The sequence below is a fragment of the Pseudomonas sp. VD-NE ins genome, assembly GCF_031882575.1.
In the GTDB taxonomy this organism is placed as follows: domain Bacteria; phylum Pseudomonadota; class Gammaproteobacteria; order Pseudomonadales; family Pseudomonadaceae; genus Aquipseudomonas; species Aquipseudomonas fluorescens_BZ.
The window spans coordinates 1,507,824-1,524,473 of sequence record NZ_CP134772.1 but is presented as its reverse complement, the minus strand read 5'-3'; the positions used below and the strand labels follow the sequence as shown (position 1 = coordinate 1,524,473).

Genomic DNA, 16,650 nt, shown 5'->3' with positions numbered 1-16,650 from the left:
ATTCAGAATCGGGTTTATCCGCGGCGGTCGAGAATATTGACCACCACCCGATCCACCCAGCCCCAAACCCTCTGCTTCACCCGCCGCCACAACGGCCGCTTCCGCCACTCCTCCAGACTCACCCGCTGACTCAGCCCGAAGTCCTTCACGAAGCTCGCCTCTACCGCTGCCGTCAGCGACGGGTCCAGCGCCTCAAGATTCGCCTCCAGATTGAAGCGCAGGTTCCAGTGGTCGAAGTTGCACGAACCGATGCTCACCCAATCGTCCACCAGCACCATTTTCAGATGCAGAAAACACGGCTGGTATTCGAAGATCTGCACCCCGGCCTTGAGCAGTCGCGGGTAGTAGCGATGCCCGGCGTAACGCACCGAAGGGTGATCGGTGCGCGGCCCGGTCAGCAGCAAACGCACGTCGACTCCGCGCGCCGCTGCCTTGCGCAGTGAGCGGCGGATTTTCCACGTTGGCAGGAAGTACGGCGTGGCCATCCAGATGCGTTGCTGGCCACTGTTCAGCGCACGGAACAGCGATTGCAGAATGTCGCGGTGCTGGCGGGCGTCGGCATACGCCACGCGGCCCATGCCCTCGCCCTTGTCCGGCACCCGAGGCAAACGCGGCAGACCGAAATGCGCGGCCGGACGCCAGGCGCGGCGATAACGGTTGGCGATCCACTGGCGGTCAAACAGCAATTGCCAGTCAATCACCAATGGGCCGCTGATCTCGACCATCACTTCGTGCCACTCGCTGGTGTCGTGGCCGGGCGTCCAGAACTCGTCAGTGACGCCAGTACCGCCGACCACCGCCAGACGCTGATCGACCAGCAACAATTTGCGGTGATCACGATAGAAATTGCCGACCCAGCGCCGCCAGTTCAGCCGATTATAAAAACGCAGTTCAACCCCGGCATGGGTCAGGCGCTGGCGCAGATTGAGGGTGAACGCCAGGCTGCCGTAATCGTCGAACAGGCAGCGCACACGCACGCCACGCTCGGCCGCCAGCACCAGTGCCTGCACGATGGTTTCGGCGCAGGCGCCAGCCTCGACCAGATACAACTCCAGTTCGATCTGCTCCTGAGCGCCAGCAATTTGTTCGAGCATGCGTGGGAAGAATTGCGGGCCGTCGATCAGCAGCTCGAACCGGTTGCCGTCCCGCCAGGGGAACACCGCGCCGCGCATGTCAGCGCGCCGTGAAAATCAGCACCGCACCCACCGGCACCGACAGACTGATGGCCGACAAGTCGGCGAGTTTGCGCAGGCTTTCCAGCCCCGGCACGAGATCGAAATCCTCGGCGCTGATCACCAGCGGTTCCAGGGTGACCACTTGAAAACGCCGGTCATCGAGACGCGTCGCCAGCAGTTCGGCGGGGTATTCGTGTTGCTTGCCGTGCAGGTTGACGGTCAGCGGCAGACGCAATTCCAGCTGCGCGCCGGGGGCCAGATCATTGATCGGACGCAGGTCGATCTGGGTGGTGATGGTCGCTTCGGGAAATTGCTCGATCTGGAACAACTCCTTGCGCATGCGCTCATCGCGCAACGGGATGCCGCTGTTGATCGAGTCAAGCTCGACCTCGACTTCGGCGCGACCATTGGGATCGACCTTACCGTGCAGCACCAAAAAGCGCTGCACTTCGGAGACATTGGCGTTTTTCGTGCTGACGAACGACAGCCGCGACGACTCGCCGTCCAGGTACCAATTGGCCTGCGCGGGCAGCGCGACGGCGGCGAGCAGCAGGCTGGACAGGGTTGCACAGAGGGAGCGGTTGAACATTGAACACTCGTGGGGCCGATAAACCTGCACGAACCTTAACCGCCCACGCCGTTATTGCAAACTCGGTCGCCGCAAATCTATCAATTGATGAAAATCCCTGTGGGAGCTGGCTTGCCAGCGATGGCGGTGTATCAGTCACACAAATATTGCCTGTGCCGGCGCAATCGCTGGCAAGCCAGCTCCCACAGGGGCCTCTATTCACAGGAAGATTGCGGGTTTTCAGGGGTTCAGGCGGCAGCCCAAACTTTCATTTTGCCACTGGGCGCGGTTGCTGCGGCCCATGCCGCTGACCGTGATGGTTTTGCTGGCGCTGTCATCGGTGAACTGGCTGGTCGGCAGCCATTGTTTTACGTAGCCACGGCAATACTCGGCATCGTTGTTCATCACATAACGGCAGGAGCAGTATTCCTTGGCGGTGTAGGCGCTGATGATGTCGGGGAAGACCCACAGGTTTTCGCGCTCGTAAACGACCCAGCCGAGCAGCAAAACAAGCAGCAACAGCAAAAAGCGCTTCATGGGCGCACCGCCTTCAGCACACGTTTAAGCAACTCGTTGTGACGATAGCTACCGTCGCGATCATCGCCATATCGCACGATCAGCAGTTTCTCGCTGGGGATCACGTACAGCGCCTGGCCCCAATGGCCCAGCGCGGCGAAGGTGTCGGGCGGCGCGTCGGGCCACGGTGACTCGGCGCCATCGACGGGACGATTGAGCCACCAGTGACCGCCGGGCACGGCTTCGTCCTGATGGGCCTTATAGCCAGCGAAGGGTTTGAGATTGAACGCGATCCAGTCCTTGGGCAGCAATTGACGATCATTCCAGCGCCCGTCGCGGGCCATCAACAAACCGACCCGCGCCAGATCCCGCGCAGTGAGATAAACATAAGAAGACGCGACAAACGTGCCGCTGGCATCGATTTCCCACACGGCGTGATGGATGCCCAACGGCTCGAACAACGCCGTCCACGGATAATCCGCATAACGCTGCGGGCCGACGATCGTTTTCAACGCTGCCGCCAAGAGATTGCTGTCGCCACTGGAATAGCGGAAGGCCTGCCCCGGTTCGGCGTAGCTATCGTGGTTAGCGGTAAACGCAGCCATGTCGCGATGACCACGGGTATAGAGCATCGCCACCACCGAGGATTTCAGCGGGGCGTATTCGTAGTCTTCCTGCCAGTCGATACCGGACGCCCAGTGCAGCAGATCGGCGATTTTTATCGCTGGGTGTTTGGTCAGTGGCGGGTAAAACTTTGCGGCCGGATCGTCGAGCTTGAACAGGCCTTCGCCATACGCCACACCGAGTACGGTGGCCATCAGGCTTTTGCTGATCGACCAGGTCAGGTGTGGGGTTTGCTTGGTGGTCGGGCCGGCGTAGCGTTCGTAGAGGATCTGGCCGTCGCGGATGATCAACAGCGCGTCGGTGCGGATGCCTTGGCGGGTTGTGTCGTCGCGGGGTGGGAAGGCGTAATTCTCCAGCGCTCCTGTATCGGTGATCGTCGTGCCGATTGGCCATTCTTCACCCGGCCATTGTTCGGCGTGAACGGTGAAGGTGATCAGCAGCAGAAACAGCGACAGGCCTTTGCGCATGGTGAGGGCTCTGGGAATGAACCTGCTGAGACTAGTCGGGACTCATGACAAATTTGAGATTTTGCTTTTCCATGAAATCGCCATCGCTGGCAAGCCAGCTCCCACAGGGTTCTTGAGTAGATACAAGTTTTGTGAACACCTGTGAAAATGTGGGAGCTGGCTTGCCAGCGATGAGGCCGGTCAACCCACCGCCAAAGCCCTGGCCAAGCGTTTGGCCCGGGCCCCCGCCGCCAACTGCATCACCCCCTGATCGCGCTGCCACATTTGCGCCCATTCTGCCGGCCCGTCAGCCAACGCCTGACTCACCTCCCCCTCCAACGCCTCAAACTGCGCAAACAACCCACCCAACAACACATGCCCGGCGGGATTGTTCGGCGGTTGTCGGCTGGCCTCCGCGCACCCGGCCAACAACGCCAGCAATCGCAACTGCAACGCCTGCGGCCAGTCACTGTCCTGCCCGACGCCATACAGCCACGCAGTCATCGCGCTCAGCACATAGACGTCCTCCAGCGTACGGAACGGTTTGACGTAAGCGTCCCAGCCATCGCCCGCAAGCAATTCGCACAACGCGCCATCAAGCTCCAACCGGCCATGACTGATGTCCGGCATCAACGGCAGCGCCGGCAGTTTCTCCACGGTCACACCGGGCTCGCCGGGATAGACCACGGCCAGACTCAGACGCGGACTTTCGCCTGGCTCTTCACTGCGCGCAGCGATCAGCAACCAGTCCGCCGCATCGCCCGCCGTGACAAAGTCCTTGCGCCCACTCAAGCGTAAATCGGTGAGCCGCGTCTGCATGTCCGCCGGACGCAAACTGCGCTGTTCGGTCGCACACAACGCACCGAGGCTCAGCGGTGCACTCGGCCACAACATGCGCAATGCCGCCTGATAACCGACCAGAAACGCCAGCCCCGGCGTCGCCATCCGCCGCCCGCCCGCGACCGCCAATTCGAATGGGGTGACGTTGCCCAGTTGCTGCAACAACGTCGCAAAACCCTCGGCCAGGTCAGCAACGGCGGGCAATCGTTCACGGCGGTGCAGCAGATCTGGCCAGGGCATAAGAGGCTCCTTGTGGGCTGTCATATAAGCATCACCGAACGTTCATGGCGATGACACCGGGGCTACATAGCCTGACTTTGCACAACACGGCTGCATAAAGAAAGTCGATCGGCTGCAACCCACGACGGGTTAAAGGCCCGTACGGAGATTCACATGACTCAGATCGCCCGCATCAGCGACACCGGCAATGAACGCCGCCTGCAAGCCGAACGCCTGATCGGCGCCGAGGCCTTGCAGCAAGCCCAGGCCTTGCGCTTCAACGTCTTCAGCGGCGAGTTCAACGCCAAACTGAAAGGCGCGGAACTGGGTCTGGACATGGATGATTATGATGTTCACTGCAGCCACATCGGCGTGCGTGACTTGAACACCGGCCGTTTGGTCGCGACCACGCGTCTGCTCGATCACACCGCTGCCAGCAGCCTCGGCAAGTTTTACAGCGAAGAAGAATTCAGCCTGCACGGCCTGACGCATCTGCAAGGCCCGATCCTCGAAATCGGTCGCACCTGCGTCGACCCGGCCTATCGTAACGGCGGCACCATTGCGGTGTTGTGGGGCGAATTGGCCGAAGTGTTGAATCAGGGCGGTTACAGCTACTTGATGGGTTGCGCGAGCATTCCGATGCAAGACGGCGGCATCCAGGCCCACGCGATCATGCAGCGTTTGCGCGAACGTTATCTGTGCACCGAGCACCTGCGCGCCGAGCCGAAAAATCCGCTACCGACGCTGGATATTCCATCGAACGTAATCGCCGAAATGCCGCCGCTGCTCAAGGCCTACATGCGTCTGGGCGCGAAGATCTGCGGCGAGCCGTGCTGGGACGAAGACTTCCAGGTCGCCGACGTGTTCATCCTGCTCAAACGCGACGAACTCTGCCCGCGCTACGCCAAGCATTTCAAGGCGGCCGTGTGATGAGCCGGCTGCGCGTGTACGCGCGGATCGCGCGGGTGCTGCTGGTGGTGTCGCTGGGGTTGACCATGGCCAGCGTCTTCGGCGTATTTGAACGGATTGGCCTGGCGCATTCGATGGAGCGGCGTCAGCGCTGGTCGCGCTTCTTCATGGCGCGCCTGAGCAACGCCCTGCCCTTTCGCGTGAGCGTTCACGGTGAATTGCCAAAACAGCCGATGCTGTGGGTCAGCAATCATGTGTCGTGGACTGATATTCCACTGCTCGGCATGCTCACGCCGTTGTCGTTTCTGTCCAAGGCCGAAGTGCGCACCTGGCCGGTGGCCGGTTGGCTCGCGGCGAAGGCTGGCAGCCTGTTCATCCGTCGCGGTTCGGGCGACAGCCAGTTGATCCGCAAGCAGATGACCCGTCACCTGCAAACCGATCACCCCTTGCTGATGTTCCCGGAAGGCACCACCACCGACGGCCGTTCGCTGCGTACCTTTCACGGCCGTTTGTTGGCGGCGGCGATTGATTCCGAGGTGATGCTGCAACCGGTGGCGATCCGTTACCTGCGTAACGGCGAGATTGATGCACTGGCACCGTTCATTGGTGACGATGATTTGCTGTCACACCTGATGCGTTTGTTCAGCAATGATTGCGGTAATGTTGAAGTGCACCTGCTCAAGCCGATTGCCTGTCAGGGGCGTGAGCGTGCGGCATTGGCGTTTGAAGCGCAGCAGGCGGTGCAGAAGGCGTTGTTTGGCGCATTTCCGGAAACCCTGCAATCCCCAATGCGTCCGGCAATCGCTGCCTGAAATACAAATCCTGAAATCACCTTGGCCCTGTGGGAGCTGGCTTGCCAGCGATAGCGGTAGACCAGCCGACACGAATGTTGAATGTGCTGACGCCATCGCTGGCAAGCCAGCTCCCACAGGGATTCAGGGTGTTGGCGGGGATTGTGCGAAGTCCTGGAGTTGTGGGTAGAACAAGCGGAAGTCGTCACTCAGCGGCTCATACAACCGCCGCAATTCCTGCATCGCACCCGCCAGCTCTTCCGGCCGGCTCAACCGCCGTGAAATCCCGCGCAACACCTGCTCCAGCACTTCAAACTCCTGATACGAACCCAACCAGTCATTGGCAACCATGTGCGGGGCAATCCTCGCCAGTCGCTCGGGCAGTTGCCGTTCGTGGGTCAGCACCCGATACACATCAGCGGTGAAAACCTCCAGCGGTTGATCGGCATACAGCATCCAGTCCCGCGCCAGGCAATGATCGAAAAACACATCGAGCACGATCCCGGCATAACGCCGGCGCGTGTCGGAAAATCGCCCCAGGGCGATGTCCACCAACGGATGGCGATCGGTGAATACATCAATCCGTCGATGCAGTTGAATGGCCGCTTCCACCTCCGGCGCAAACTGCCCTTGCAGCCGGCCTTTGACGAAATCGCCATACAGACTGCCGAGCAGTTGCCCGGGGCGCTGGCCACCGAGGTGTAAATGTGCGAGATAGTTCATGGGCGCAGCTTAGCACTGCGGCCCATAAGCCATACACCTACGTATCGTTATAACGCGATATACCAATTTATGCTGACGTCAGATCAAAATCATATTGGTGTATCGCGATCTAACGATTTATATTTCGCTACATCGCGATATAGCGTTGTACACATGATGAGCACCCTGCCATGAACCTCGACCTCGACGAAATAATAAAAGCCCTGGCGCACCCAGTACGGCGAGACATCCTCAACTGGCTGAAAGACCCGAAGAACGAATTTCCGGAACAGTTGCACAACCACGAATACGGGATCTGCGCCGGGCAGATCGATCAACGCTGCGGCCTGTCACAGTCGACCGTTTCGGCACACCTCGCGACGTTGCAACGCGCCGGTCTGATCAGCAGCCAGAAGGCCGGTCAATGGCACTTTTTCAAACGTAACGAGGACGTGATCCAGGCGTTCCTCAGCACCCTCAGTAAAGAGCTCTGACCCTTAACGTCAGCCAGCCGACAAGGAAACCTGCATGCCCCTCTCGCTCCTCATCCTCGCCTTGAGCGCCTTCGCCATCGGCACCACCGAATTCGTCATCATGGGCCTGCTGCCCAATGTGGCGGCCGACCTCGGTGTGTCGATCCCCGGTGCCGGCTGGCTGGTGACCGGTTACGCCCTCGGCGTGGCCATCGGTGCGCCGTTCATGGCCATGGCCACCGCCAAACTGCCGCGTAAAGCAGCACTGGTCGCATTGATGGGCATCTTTATTGTCGGCAACCTGCTGTGTGCGATTGCCAGTGACTACAACGTGCTGATGTTTGCCCGCGTGATCACCGCGCTGTGTCACGGTGCGTTCTTCGGAATCGGTTCGGTAGTGGCGGCCAATCTGGTACCAGCGAATAAACGCGCTTCGGCAGTGGCCTTGATGTTTACAGGCCTGACCCTGGCCAACGTCCTCGGTGTACCGCTGGGCACTGCGCTGGGTCAGCAATACGGCTGGCGCTCGACCTTCTGGGCCGTCACCGTCATCGGTGTGATTGCGCTGATCGGCCTGATCCGCTTCCTGCCGGCCAAGCGCGATGAGGAAAAACTCGACATGCGTGCCGAACTCGCCGCCCTCAAAGGTGCCGGGATCTGGCTGTCACTGAGCATGACCGCGCTGTTCGCCGCCTCCGTCTTCACTCTGTTCACCTACGTCGCCCCGCTGCTCGGCGAAGTCACCGGTGTGTCGCCCCGTGGCGTGACCTGGACGCTGATGCTGATCGGCCTGGGCCTGACCGTCGGCAACATCATCGGCGGCAAACTCGCCGACAAGGGCATGGCCGCCACGCTGATCGGCGTGTTCATCGCCATGGCCGTGGTCTCCACCGTGCTGACCTGGACCAGCGTCGCGCTGATCCCGACTGAAATCACCCTGTTCCTCTGGGCCACCGCGTGTTTCGCCGCCGTACCGGCGCTGCAAGTCAACGTGGTGACCTTCGGCAAAGCCGCACCGAACCTGGTTTCAACCCTGAACATCGGCGCGTTCAACGTCGGCAACGCGCTTGGCGCCTGGGTCGGTGGCAGCGTCATCGCCCACGGCTATGGCCTGACCAGCGTGCCGCTGGCAGCCGCCGCGCTGGCAGTGCTCGCCCTGCTGGTGACCTTGATCACTTTCCGTCAGAACGGCAATGCCGATCTGGCCCCGGCAACTAACTGATTACTTTCCACTTACGAGGGTTGTAGACATGGCAACTATTTTTGATCCGATCAAACTGGGCGACATCGAGCTGGCCAACCGCATCATCATGGCCCCGCTGACCCGCTGCCGCGCCGACGAAGGCCGTGTGCCGAACGCGCTGATGGCTGAATATTATGTACAACGCGCCTCCGCTGGCCTGATCCTCAGCGAAGCCACTTCGGTAACGCCGATGGGCGTTGGCTACCCGGACACCCCGGGTATCTGGTCCAACGATCAAGTGCGCGGCTGGGCCAACGTGACCAAAGCGATTCACGGCGCTGGCGGCAAGATCTTCCTGCAACTGTGGCACGTCGGCCGGGTTTCCCACCCGTCGTACCTCAACGGTGAAGCACCAGTGGCACCAAGCGCCATCCAGCCGAAAGGTCACGTCAGCCTGGTGCGTCCACTGGCCGACTACCCAACCCCACGTGCCCTGGAAACCGCTGAAATCGCCGACATCGTCGACGCCTACCGGACTGGTGCCGAGAACGCCAAGGCTGCCGGTTTCGACGGCGTGGAAATCCACGGCGCCAACGGTTACCTGCTCGACCAGTTCCTGCAAAGCAGCACCAACCAGCGCACCGACAATTACGGTGGCTCGCTGGAAAACCGTGCGCGCCTGCTGCTGGAAGTGACTGACGCCGCGATCGAAGTCTGGGGCGCTGGTCGCGTTGGTGTGCACTTGGCACCGCGCGCTGACTCCCATGACATGGGCGACGACAACCTGGCGGAAACCTTCACTTACGTGGCTCGTGAGCTGGGCAAACGCGGCATCGCGTTCATCTGCTCTCGTGAAAAAGAAGGTGCCGACAGCCTCGGTCCGCAACTGAAAGAAGCTTTCGGTGGCCCGTACATCGCCAACGAAAAATTCACCAAGGACAGCGCCAATGAATGGCTGGCCAGCGGCAAGGCTGACGCGGTCGCGTTTGGTGTGCCGTTCATTGCCAACCCGGATCTGCCGGCGCGTTTGAAGGCGGATGCGCCGTTGAATGATGCGCGTCCGGAAACTTTCTACGGCAAAGGCCCGGTCGGTTATATCGACTATCCAGCGCTGTAAGAAGCAGAAACACAAAGCCCCCCGACTTGAGAAAATCGGGGGCTTTTTTGTGTTCGCCGGAAGAGTTATTGCGCGGCTGAGTACGTAGCCCCTCATCGGAACGCCGCCCGCCCAGCCCTCTCCCGAGGGAGAGGGCGCCGATTTGTGTCGTTTTCAAATTCGGAGTTCGACTGGATATTCCACGTCGGCGTATCTCGCAAGAACACCTCGGTCAGTCCCCTCTACCTCTGGGAGAGGGCTAGGGTGAGGGCAAGCGGCTCACACTCATTCACATGGACGACACAAATTCCCTACAAAATGCCTAGCTCGCTACGTTTAAACTCCCCCCGCTGCGAAGCTATATAAAGGCAGGCCAATTGACATAACCTGTGCCAATTACGCATTTTGTTTCATTTGCGCAGGCTGGGGCTCAGGCGCAGCATATCCAACCCTGTATCGACCCAACGCTCGGCCTCGGCATGCAGCTCAAAGCTGTCCGGCGCCAGCAGCCATCCATACAGAAGGCCATCGATATAGCTGTGAATGCTGATGGCCGCGCGGGCGGTGTCGAGATCTTCCGGCAACTGGCCGCGATTGACCGCATTACGCAACGTCAGAGCGATGCGCTCATTGCAATCGAGACTGACGTCCCGGCGCTGCTGGCGCAAATCGCACATTTCATCGGTGAACTCGCACTTATGAAACAGAATTTCGTTGATCCGCCGGGTTTTCGGGTCCAGCGCAACTTGATGAAACAAATGAATCAGCAGTTGGCGCATGCAGCCCAGCGGATCGAGCTCATCTTCACTTTCACTGGCCCTGGCCAATTCATCCAGCGGCTCACGCAGCGAATCGAGCATGGCCTGGACCAGATCGGCCTTGTTACTGAAATGCCAGTAGATAGCACCGCGCGTGACGCCGGCCATTGTCGCGATGTCGGCCAGCGTCGTACGAGCGACGCCCCTTTCATAAAAGGCTTTCTCCGCCGCTTCCAGAATCTGGCTACGGGTTTCTTGAGCTTCCTCTTTGGTACGACGGACCATGACAGTAAAACCTCAAACAGGATGTTTCAGGGATGGCTGAATATCCGCTGAATAAAGAGGGGGCGATCTCTCACGGATCAGCTCCCCGGCCTACAATTTCAAACCTTGCGACGAGTTTTGTAACAGGGTGGGTACGACGCCAAGGTATTTACAAACAACCATGAACGTAAGTATATTCCTTAGCAAGCTACTTATCCACCCGGTACCTATTTTTTACCCTTCCACACTTCTTGTGCGCTTTTCGCGCGCCTGACCCGAGGATCTTCATGCAATTCAAGCCAGCTGTTACCGCTCTGGTCACTGCCGTCGCCCTGGCATCGCTGCTCAGCGGATGTAAAAAGGAAGAAGCGGCACCGGCCGCTCCACCGCCTCAGGTCGGCGTCGTCACCCTGCAACCACAAGCGTTTACCCTCACCTCCGAACTGCCGGGCCGCACCAGTGCGTACCGCATCGCGGAAGTTCGACCGCAGGTCAACGGCATCATTCTCAAGCGTCTGTTCAAGGAAGGCGGCGATGTCAAAGCCGGCCAGCAGCTGTATCAGATTGATCCGTCGGTCTATGAAGCGACCCTGAAAAGCGCCGAAGCCAACCTGCGTTCGACCAAGTCGATCTCTGACCGCTACAAGCAACTGGTCGACGAGCAGGCCGTGAGCCGTCAGGAATACGACACCGCCGTGTCCAACCGCATGGAGTCGGAAGCATCCTTGCAGAGCGCGCAGATCAACGTGCGTTACACCAAGGTCTACGCACCGATCTCCGGCCGCATCGGCCGTTCTTCGGTGACCGAAGGTGCACTGGTCAGCAATGGCCAGACCGACGCAATGGCGACGATTCAGCAACTGGACCCGATCTACGTCGACGTCACCCAGTCCTCGGTTGAGCTGCTGGAGTTGCGCCGCGAGCTGGAAAGCGGTCGCCTGCAGAAATCCGGCGAAAACTCGGCAGCGGTCAAACTGACCCTGGAAGACGGCAGCCAGTACAAGCTCGACGGTAAGCTGGAATTCTCCGAAGTCACGGTCGACCCGACTACCGGTTCCGTAACCCTGCGCGCGGTGTTCCCGAACCCGGATCACACCCTGCTGCCGGGCATGTTCGTTCGCGCCCAGCTGCAGGCCGGCGTCAACGCTGCGGCCATTCTGGCGCCGCAACAAGGCGTGACCCGTGACCTCAAAGGCACCCCGACCGCACTGGTCGTCGGCGCCGACAACAAGGTCGAACTGCGTCAGCTCAAGGCCAGCCGCACCGTCGGCAGCCAGTGGCTGATCGAAGATGGCCTGAAGGCTGGCGATCGTCTGATCACCGAAGGCCTGCAATACGTGCGTCCAGGTGTTCAGGTCAATCCGACCGAAGCGACCAACGTTGGCAAAAAGAACCCGGCACCCGCTCAGGCAGCTGATAAAGCCTACGGCGGCAAAGGGGAGTAACTCATGTCAAAATTCTTCATCGACCGTCCGATTTTCGCCTGGGTAATTGCCCTGGTGATCATGCTGGTCGGGGCACTTTCGATCCTGAAACTGCCGATCAACCAGTACCCGAGCATTGCGCCGCCGGCCATTGCGATCTCCGTGACCTACCCGGGCGCTTCGGCGCAAACCGTGCAGGACACCGTGGTCCAGGTGATCGAGCAGCAGCTCAACGGTATCGACAACCTGCGTTATGTGTCTTCGGAGAGTAACTCCGACGGCAGCATGACCATCACCGCGACCTTCGAGCAAGGCACCAACTCCGACACCGCGCAGGTGCAGGTTCAGAACAAGCTGAACCTCGCCACCCCGCTGTTGCCGCAGGAAGTGCAGCAACAAGGTATCCGCGTGACCAAGGCAGTGAAAAACTTCCTCTTGGTTATCGGCGTGGTATCGCGTGACGGCAGCATGACCAAGGACGACTTGTCCAACTACATCGTGTCGAACATGCAGGATCCGATCTCGCGGACCGCCGGTGTCGGTGACTTCCAGGTCTTCGGTGCCCAGTACGCGATGCGCATCTGGCTCGATCCGGCCAAGTTGAACAAGTACAACCTGACCCCGGGCGATGTCAGCACCGCGATCTCGGCGCAGAACGTCCAGGTGTCGTCCGGTCAGCTCGGCGGTTTGCCGGCGCTGCCAGGCCAGCAACTGAACGCCACGATCATCGGCAAGACCCGTCTGCAGACTGCCGAGCAGTTCAAGGCGATTCTGCTGAAGGTTAACCAGGACGGCTCGCAAGTGCGGGTCGGCGACGTCGCTGACGTTGGTCTGGGCGGTGAAAACTCGAGCATTTCTGCGCAGTTCAACGGCAGCCCGGCTTCTGGTCTGGCGGTAAAACTGGCCAACGGTGCCAACGCCCTCGACACCGCCAAGGCGCTGCGCAAGACGATTGACGACCTCAAGCCGTTCTTCCCGCAAGGCATGGAAGTGGTATTCCCGTACGACACCACTCCGGTGGTGACCGAGTCGATCAAAGGTGTGGTTGAAACCCTGGTCGAAGCGATCGTGCTGGTGTTCCTGGTGATGTTCCTGTTCCTGCAGAACTTCCGCGCCACGGTCATCACCACGATGACGGTGCCGGTGGTATTGCTCGGTACGTTCGGCATCCTCGCGGCCTTCGGTTTCAGCATCAACACCCTGACCATGTTCGGTATGGTGCTGGCCATCGGTTTGCTGGTGGACGACGCCATCGTTGTGGTGGAAAACGTCGAGCGGGTGATGAGCGAAGAAGGCTTGTCACCGAAGGAAGCGACCAAAAAGTCCATGGGCCAGATCCAGGGCGCACTGGTCGGTATTGCGCTGGTGCTGTCGGCGGTACTGCTGCCGATGGCGTTCTTCAGCGGCTCCACCGGTGTGATCTACAAGCAGTTCTCGATCACCATCGTCTCGGCCATGGCCCTGTCGGTGATGGTGGCGCTGATCTTCACCCCGGCCCTTTGCGCGACCATGCTCAAGGCGATTCCGAAAGGTGAGCACGGCACGCCGAAGAAAGGTTTCTTTGGCTGGTTCAACCGCAATTTCGATCGCGGTGTGCAGAGCTACGAGCGCGGTGTCGGCAACATGCTGTCGCGCAAAGCGCCGTACCTGCTGGCCTATCTGCTGATCGTGGTCGGCATGATCTGGCTGTTCACCCGCATTCCAACCGCGTTCCTGCCGGAAGAAGACCAGGGCGTACTGTTCGCCCAAGTCCAGACCCCGGCCGGTTCGAGTGCCGAGCGTACTCAGGTGGTGATCGACGAAATGCGCAGCTACCTGCTGGATAAAGAAGCAGGCGCGGTGTCCTCGGTGTTCACCGTGAACGGCTTCAACTTCGCCGGTCGCGGTCAGAGCTCGGGTCTGGCGTTCATCATGCTCAAGCCGTGGGACGAGCGTAACTCGGACAACAGCGTGTTTGCCCTGGCCCAACGAGCCCAGCAACACTTCTTCAGTTTCCGCGATGCCATGGTGTTCGCTTTCGCCCCGCCTGCGGTACTGGAGCTGGGTAACGCCACCGGTTTTGACGTGTTCCTGCAGGACCGCGCCGGTATCGGTCACGACAAGCTGATGGAAGCGCGTAACCAGTTCCTCGGCCTCGCCGCTCAGAGCAAGGTGCTCTATCAGGTGCGTCCGAACGGCCTGAACGATGAACCGCAATACCACCTGGAAATCGACGACGAGAAAGCCCAGGCCCTTGGCTTGAGCCTCACCGACATCAACAGCACGCTGTCGATCTCCTTCGGTAGTAGCTACGTCAACGACTTCATCGACCGTGGTCGTGTGAAGAAGGTTTACGTGCAAGGTCAGGCCGGTGCTCGCATGAGCCCTGAAGACCTGAAGAAATGGTACGTGCGCAACAACGCCGGGACCATGGTGCCGTTCTCCGCGTTCGCCAAAGGCGAGTGGATCTACGGTTCGCCGAAGCTGGCCCGTTACAACGGCGTAGAAGCGATGGAAGTGCTCGGCTCTCCGGCGCCGGGTTATTCCACCGGTGAAGCGATGGCCGAAGTCGAAGCGATCGCCAAGAAGCTGCCGGCCGGTGTCGGTATCTCCTGGACCGGTCTGTCCTATGAGGAACGTCTGTCGGGTTCGCAAGCACCGGCGCTGTACGCCCTGTCGCTGCTGATGGTGTTCCTGTGTCTGGCGGCGCTGTACGAGAGCTGGTCGATTCCGATCGCGGTTATGCTCGTGGTACCGCTGGGGATCATCGGTGCGCTGCTGGCCACCAGCCTGCGCGGGCTGTCCAACGACGTGTACTTCCAGGTGGGGCTGTTGACGACCATCGGTCTGGCGGCTAAAAACGCCATTCTGATCGTCGAGTTCGCCAAGGAACTGCATGAACAGGGACGCAGCCTGCGTGATGCGGCGATCGAAGCCTGCCGCATGCGTCTGCGACCGATCATCATGACCTCGCTGGCCTTCGTCCTCGGTGTTGTACCGTTGGCGATCTCCACCGGCGCCGGTTCAGGCAGTCAACATGCGATCGGTACGGGCGTGATTGGCGGTATGCTCACGGCCACGATCCTGGCGATCTTCTGGGTCCCACTGTTCTTCGTTACGGTTTCGTCCATCGGCCAGCGTAAGATCGCTGACGAGGATGAAACGACTGAAACTCCTAAAGAGGCTGGCCAATGAGCAAGTCGCTACTCTCCATCGCAGTCGCCGCCTTCGTGCTGAGCGGTTGCTCGCTGATACCTGACTATCAGCAGCCTGAGGCTCCGGTCGCAGGTCAGTACCCGCAGGGGCCGGCGTACTCGCCGGCCCAGGCTCCGGCGCAGGCCGCTGCCGAGCAAGGCTGGAAGCAGTTTTTCCATGACCCTGCCCTGCAACAGCTGATCCAGGTGTCCCTGGAAAACAACCGCGACCTGCGTGTCGCGGCGCTGAACATCGACGCCTATGCGGCTCAATACCGCATCCAGCGCGCCGATCTGTTCCCGGCGGTTTCGGCCAACGCCAGCGGCAGCCGTCAGCGGGTTCCGGCCCGTGCTTCGCAGACCGGCGAGTCGAGCATCACCAGCTCCTACTCCGCCACCGTCGGTATCAGCGCTTACGAACTCGACCTGTTCGGTCGCGTTCGCAGCCTGAGCGAGCAAGCGCTGCAACAATACTTCGCCACTGAAGAAGCACGCCGCAGCACCCAGATCAGTCTGGTTGCCAGCGTCGCCAACGCTTATCTGACCTGGCAAGCGGACAAGGAACTGCTCAAGCTGACCCAAGACACCCTCGGTGCCTTCGAAGAAAGCTACAAGCTGACCAGCCGCAGCAACGAAGTCGGTGTCGCTTCGGCACTGGATCTGGCGCAGTCGCGTACTTCGGTGGAAAACGCCCGTGCCCAACTGGCGCGTTACACCCGCCAGGTCGCGCAGGACGAAAACAGCCTGACGCTGCTGCTCGGTACCGGTATCCCGGCCAACCTGCAAGCGGCCAAACCGCTGTCCGATGACCTGCTCAGCGACGTACCGGCCGGTCTGCCTTCGGACCTGCTGCAACGTCGTCCGGATATCCTGCAAGCGGAATACAACCTGAAAGCGGCCAACGCCAACATCGGCGCGGCCCGTGCAGCGTTCTTCCCGAGCATCAGCCTGACCGCCAATGCGGGCAGCCTGAGCCCAGACCTGTCCGGCCTGTTCAAGGGTGGTTCGGGGACGTGGCTGTTCCAGCCGCAGATCAACCTGCCGATCTTCAACGCCGGCAGCCTGCGCGCCAGCCTCGACTACGCCAAGATCCAGAAGGACATCGGCGTGGCGAACTACGAGAAGTCCATTCAAACGGCCTTCCAGGAAGTCGCCGATGGCCTGGCCGCACGCCAGACCTACACCGAGCAGTTGCAAGCGCAGCGTGACTTTGTCGCGGCCAACCAGGATTACTACCGTCTGGCCGAGCGTCGCTACCGCATCGGCGTCGACAGCAACCTGACCTTCCTCGATGCCCAGCGTCAGCTGTTCAGCGCGCAACAAGCGCTGATCACCGACCGCCTCGCGCAGCTGACCAGTGCGGTCAACCTGTACAAGGCCTTGGGTGGTGGCTGGAATGCGCAGACCGCGCAGAACGAACCGCTGAAAGAAGAAGCGCCGAAGATGAAGTTGTTCTGATCATCAGGTGAAAACAAGGAGCCCACCGATT

At 60.4% G+C, this 16,650-nt stretch carries 15 protein-coding genes; 8 read left to right on the top strand and 7 right to left on the bottom strand.

What is annotated here, in order from left to right:
* Nucleotides 1–14 precede the first annotated feature (14 nt).
* The 5 genes from RMV17_RS06620 to RMV17_RS06600 form a co-directional block, all read right to left on the bottom strand.
* Nucleotides 15–1,172, bottom strand: a complete 1,158-nt coding sequence (locus tag RMV17_RS06620) for a phosphatidylserine/phosphatidylglycerophosphate/cardiolipin synthase family protein (RefSeq protein ID WP_311886058.1) — start codon at nt 1,170–1,172, stop codon at nt 15–17.
* Between the two features lies 1 nt (nt 1,173).
* Nucleotides 1,174–1,764 (bottom strand): YceI family protein, encoded by a 591-nt coding sequence (locus tag RMV17_RS06615; RefSeq protein WP_034153090.1) that lies wholly within the window; start codon nt 1,762–1,764, stop codon nt 1,174–1,176.
* A gap of 219 nt (nt 1,765–1,983) precedes the next feature.
* On the bottom strand, nt 1,984–2,280 hold the full coding sequence (locus tag RMV17_RS06610; protein WP_311886057.1) for an amidase: 297 nt from the start codon (nt 2,278–2,280) through the stop codon (nt 1,984–1,986).
* Nucleotides 2,277–3,350 carry a serine hydrolase gene (locus RMV17_RS06605; protein WP_311886056.1) on the bottom strand — a complete coding sequence of 358 codons (1,074 nt, stop codon included), beginning with the start codon at nt 3,348–3,350 and terminating at the stop codon, nt 2,277–2,279. Before RMV17_RS06605 ends, RMV17_RS06610 begins: the two co-directional genes overlap by 4 nt.
* 180 nt (nt 3,351–3,530) lie before the next feature.
* Nucleotides 3,531–4,409 (bottom strand): acyl-CoA dehydrogenase family protein, encoded by an 879-nt coding sequence (locus RMV17_RS06600; protein ID WP_311886055.1) that lies wholly within the window; start codon nt 4,407–4,409, stop codon nt 3,531–3,533.
* Between the two features lie 153 nt (nt 4,410–4,562).
* Between RMV17_RS06600 and olsB the strand changes: the two genes are divergently transcribed.
* Nucleotides 4,563–5,318: an L-ornithine N(alpha)-acyltransferase gene (olsB, locus tag RMV17_RS06595; RefSeq protein ID WP_093438600.1), complete on the top strand. Its 756-nt coding sequence runs from the start codon at nt 4,563–4,565 to the stop codon at nt 5,316–5,318.
* Complete coding sequence (locus RMV17_RS06590) at nt 5,318–6,109, top strand: lysophospholipid acyltransferase family protein (RefSeq protein ID WP_311886054.1); 792 nt, start codon at nt 5,318–5,320, stop codon at nt 6,107–6,109. Before olsB ends, RMV17_RS06590 begins: the two co-directional genes overlap by 1 nt.
* Before the next feature lie 123 nt (nt 6,110–6,232).
* On the opposite strand, the gene RMV17_RS06585 is transcribed toward RMV17_RS06590, so the two are convergent.
* Nucleotides 6,233–6,811 carry an ACP phosphodiesterase gene (locus RMV17_RS06585; RefSeq protein ID WP_034153085.1) on the bottom strand — a complete coding sequence of 193 codons (579 nt, stop codon included), beginning with the start codon at nt 6,809–6,811 and terminating at the stop codon, nt 6,233–6,235.
* 170 nt (nt 6,812–6,981) lie between these two features.
* Between RMV17_RS06585 and RMV17_RS06580 the strand changes: the two genes are divergently transcribed.
* From RMV17_RS06580 to RMV17_RS06570, 3 genes are read left to right on the top strand one after another with little or no spacing between them, the layout of a single operon-like run.
* Entirely contained in the window at nt 6,982–7,284 is a 303-nt protein-coding gene (locus RMV17_RS06580; RefSeq protein WP_007917068.1) for an ArsR/SmtB family transcription factor, read from the top strand.
* A gap of 34 nt (nt 7,285–7,318) precedes the next feature.
* Entirely contained in the window at nt 7,319–8,485 is a 1,167-nt protein-coding gene (locus RMV17_RS06575; protein WP_007917078.1) for an MFS transporter, read from the top strand.
* A 28-nt stretch (nt 8,486–8,513) separates the two neighbouring features.
* On the top strand, nt 8,514–9,563 hold the full coding sequence (locus tag RMV17_RS06570; RefSeq protein WP_122600733.1) for an alkene reductase: 1,050 nt from the start codon (nt 8,514–8,516) through the stop codon (nt 9,561–9,563).
* A 389-nt stretch (nt 9,564–9,952) separates the two neighbouring features.
* Here RMV17_RS06570 and emhR read toward each other — a convergent pair whose 3' ends face one another.
* Nucleotides 9,953–10,585, bottom strand: coding sequence for an efflux system transcriptional repressor EmhR (gene emhR / locus RMV17_RS06565; RefSeq protein WP_016982806.1), 633 nt, complete (start codon nt 10,583–10,585; stop codon nt 9,953–9,955).
* A gap of 266 nt (nt 10,586–10,851) precedes the next feature.
* Between emhR and RMV17_RS06560 the strand changes: the two genes are divergently transcribed.
* From RMV17_RS06560 to emhC, 3 genes are read left to right on the top strand one after another with little or no spacing between them, the layout of a single operon-like run.
* A complete protein-coding gene (locus RMV17_RS06560) occupies nt 10,852–12,009 on the top strand; it encodes an efflux RND transporter periplasmic adaptor subunit (protein ID WP_034153082.1) in 1,158 nt (385 codons plus the stop codon).
* A gap of 3 nt (nt 12,010–12,012) precedes the next feature.
* A complete protein-coding gene (gene emhB / locus RMV17_RS06555; RefSeq protein ID WP_311886053.1) occupies nt 12,013–15,162 on the top strand; it encodes an efflux RND transporter permease subunit EmhB in 3,150 nt (1,049 codons plus the stop codon).
* Nucleotides 15,159–16,619, top strand: a complete 1,461-nt coding sequence (gene emhC, locus RMV17_RS06550) for an efflux RND transporter outer membrane subunit EmhC (protein WP_115986216.1) — start codon at nt 15,159–15,161, stop codon at nt 16,617–16,619. Before emhB ends, emhC begins: the two co-directional genes overlap by 4 nt.
* The last annotated feature ends 31 nt before the right edge of the window (nt 16,620–16,650 follow it).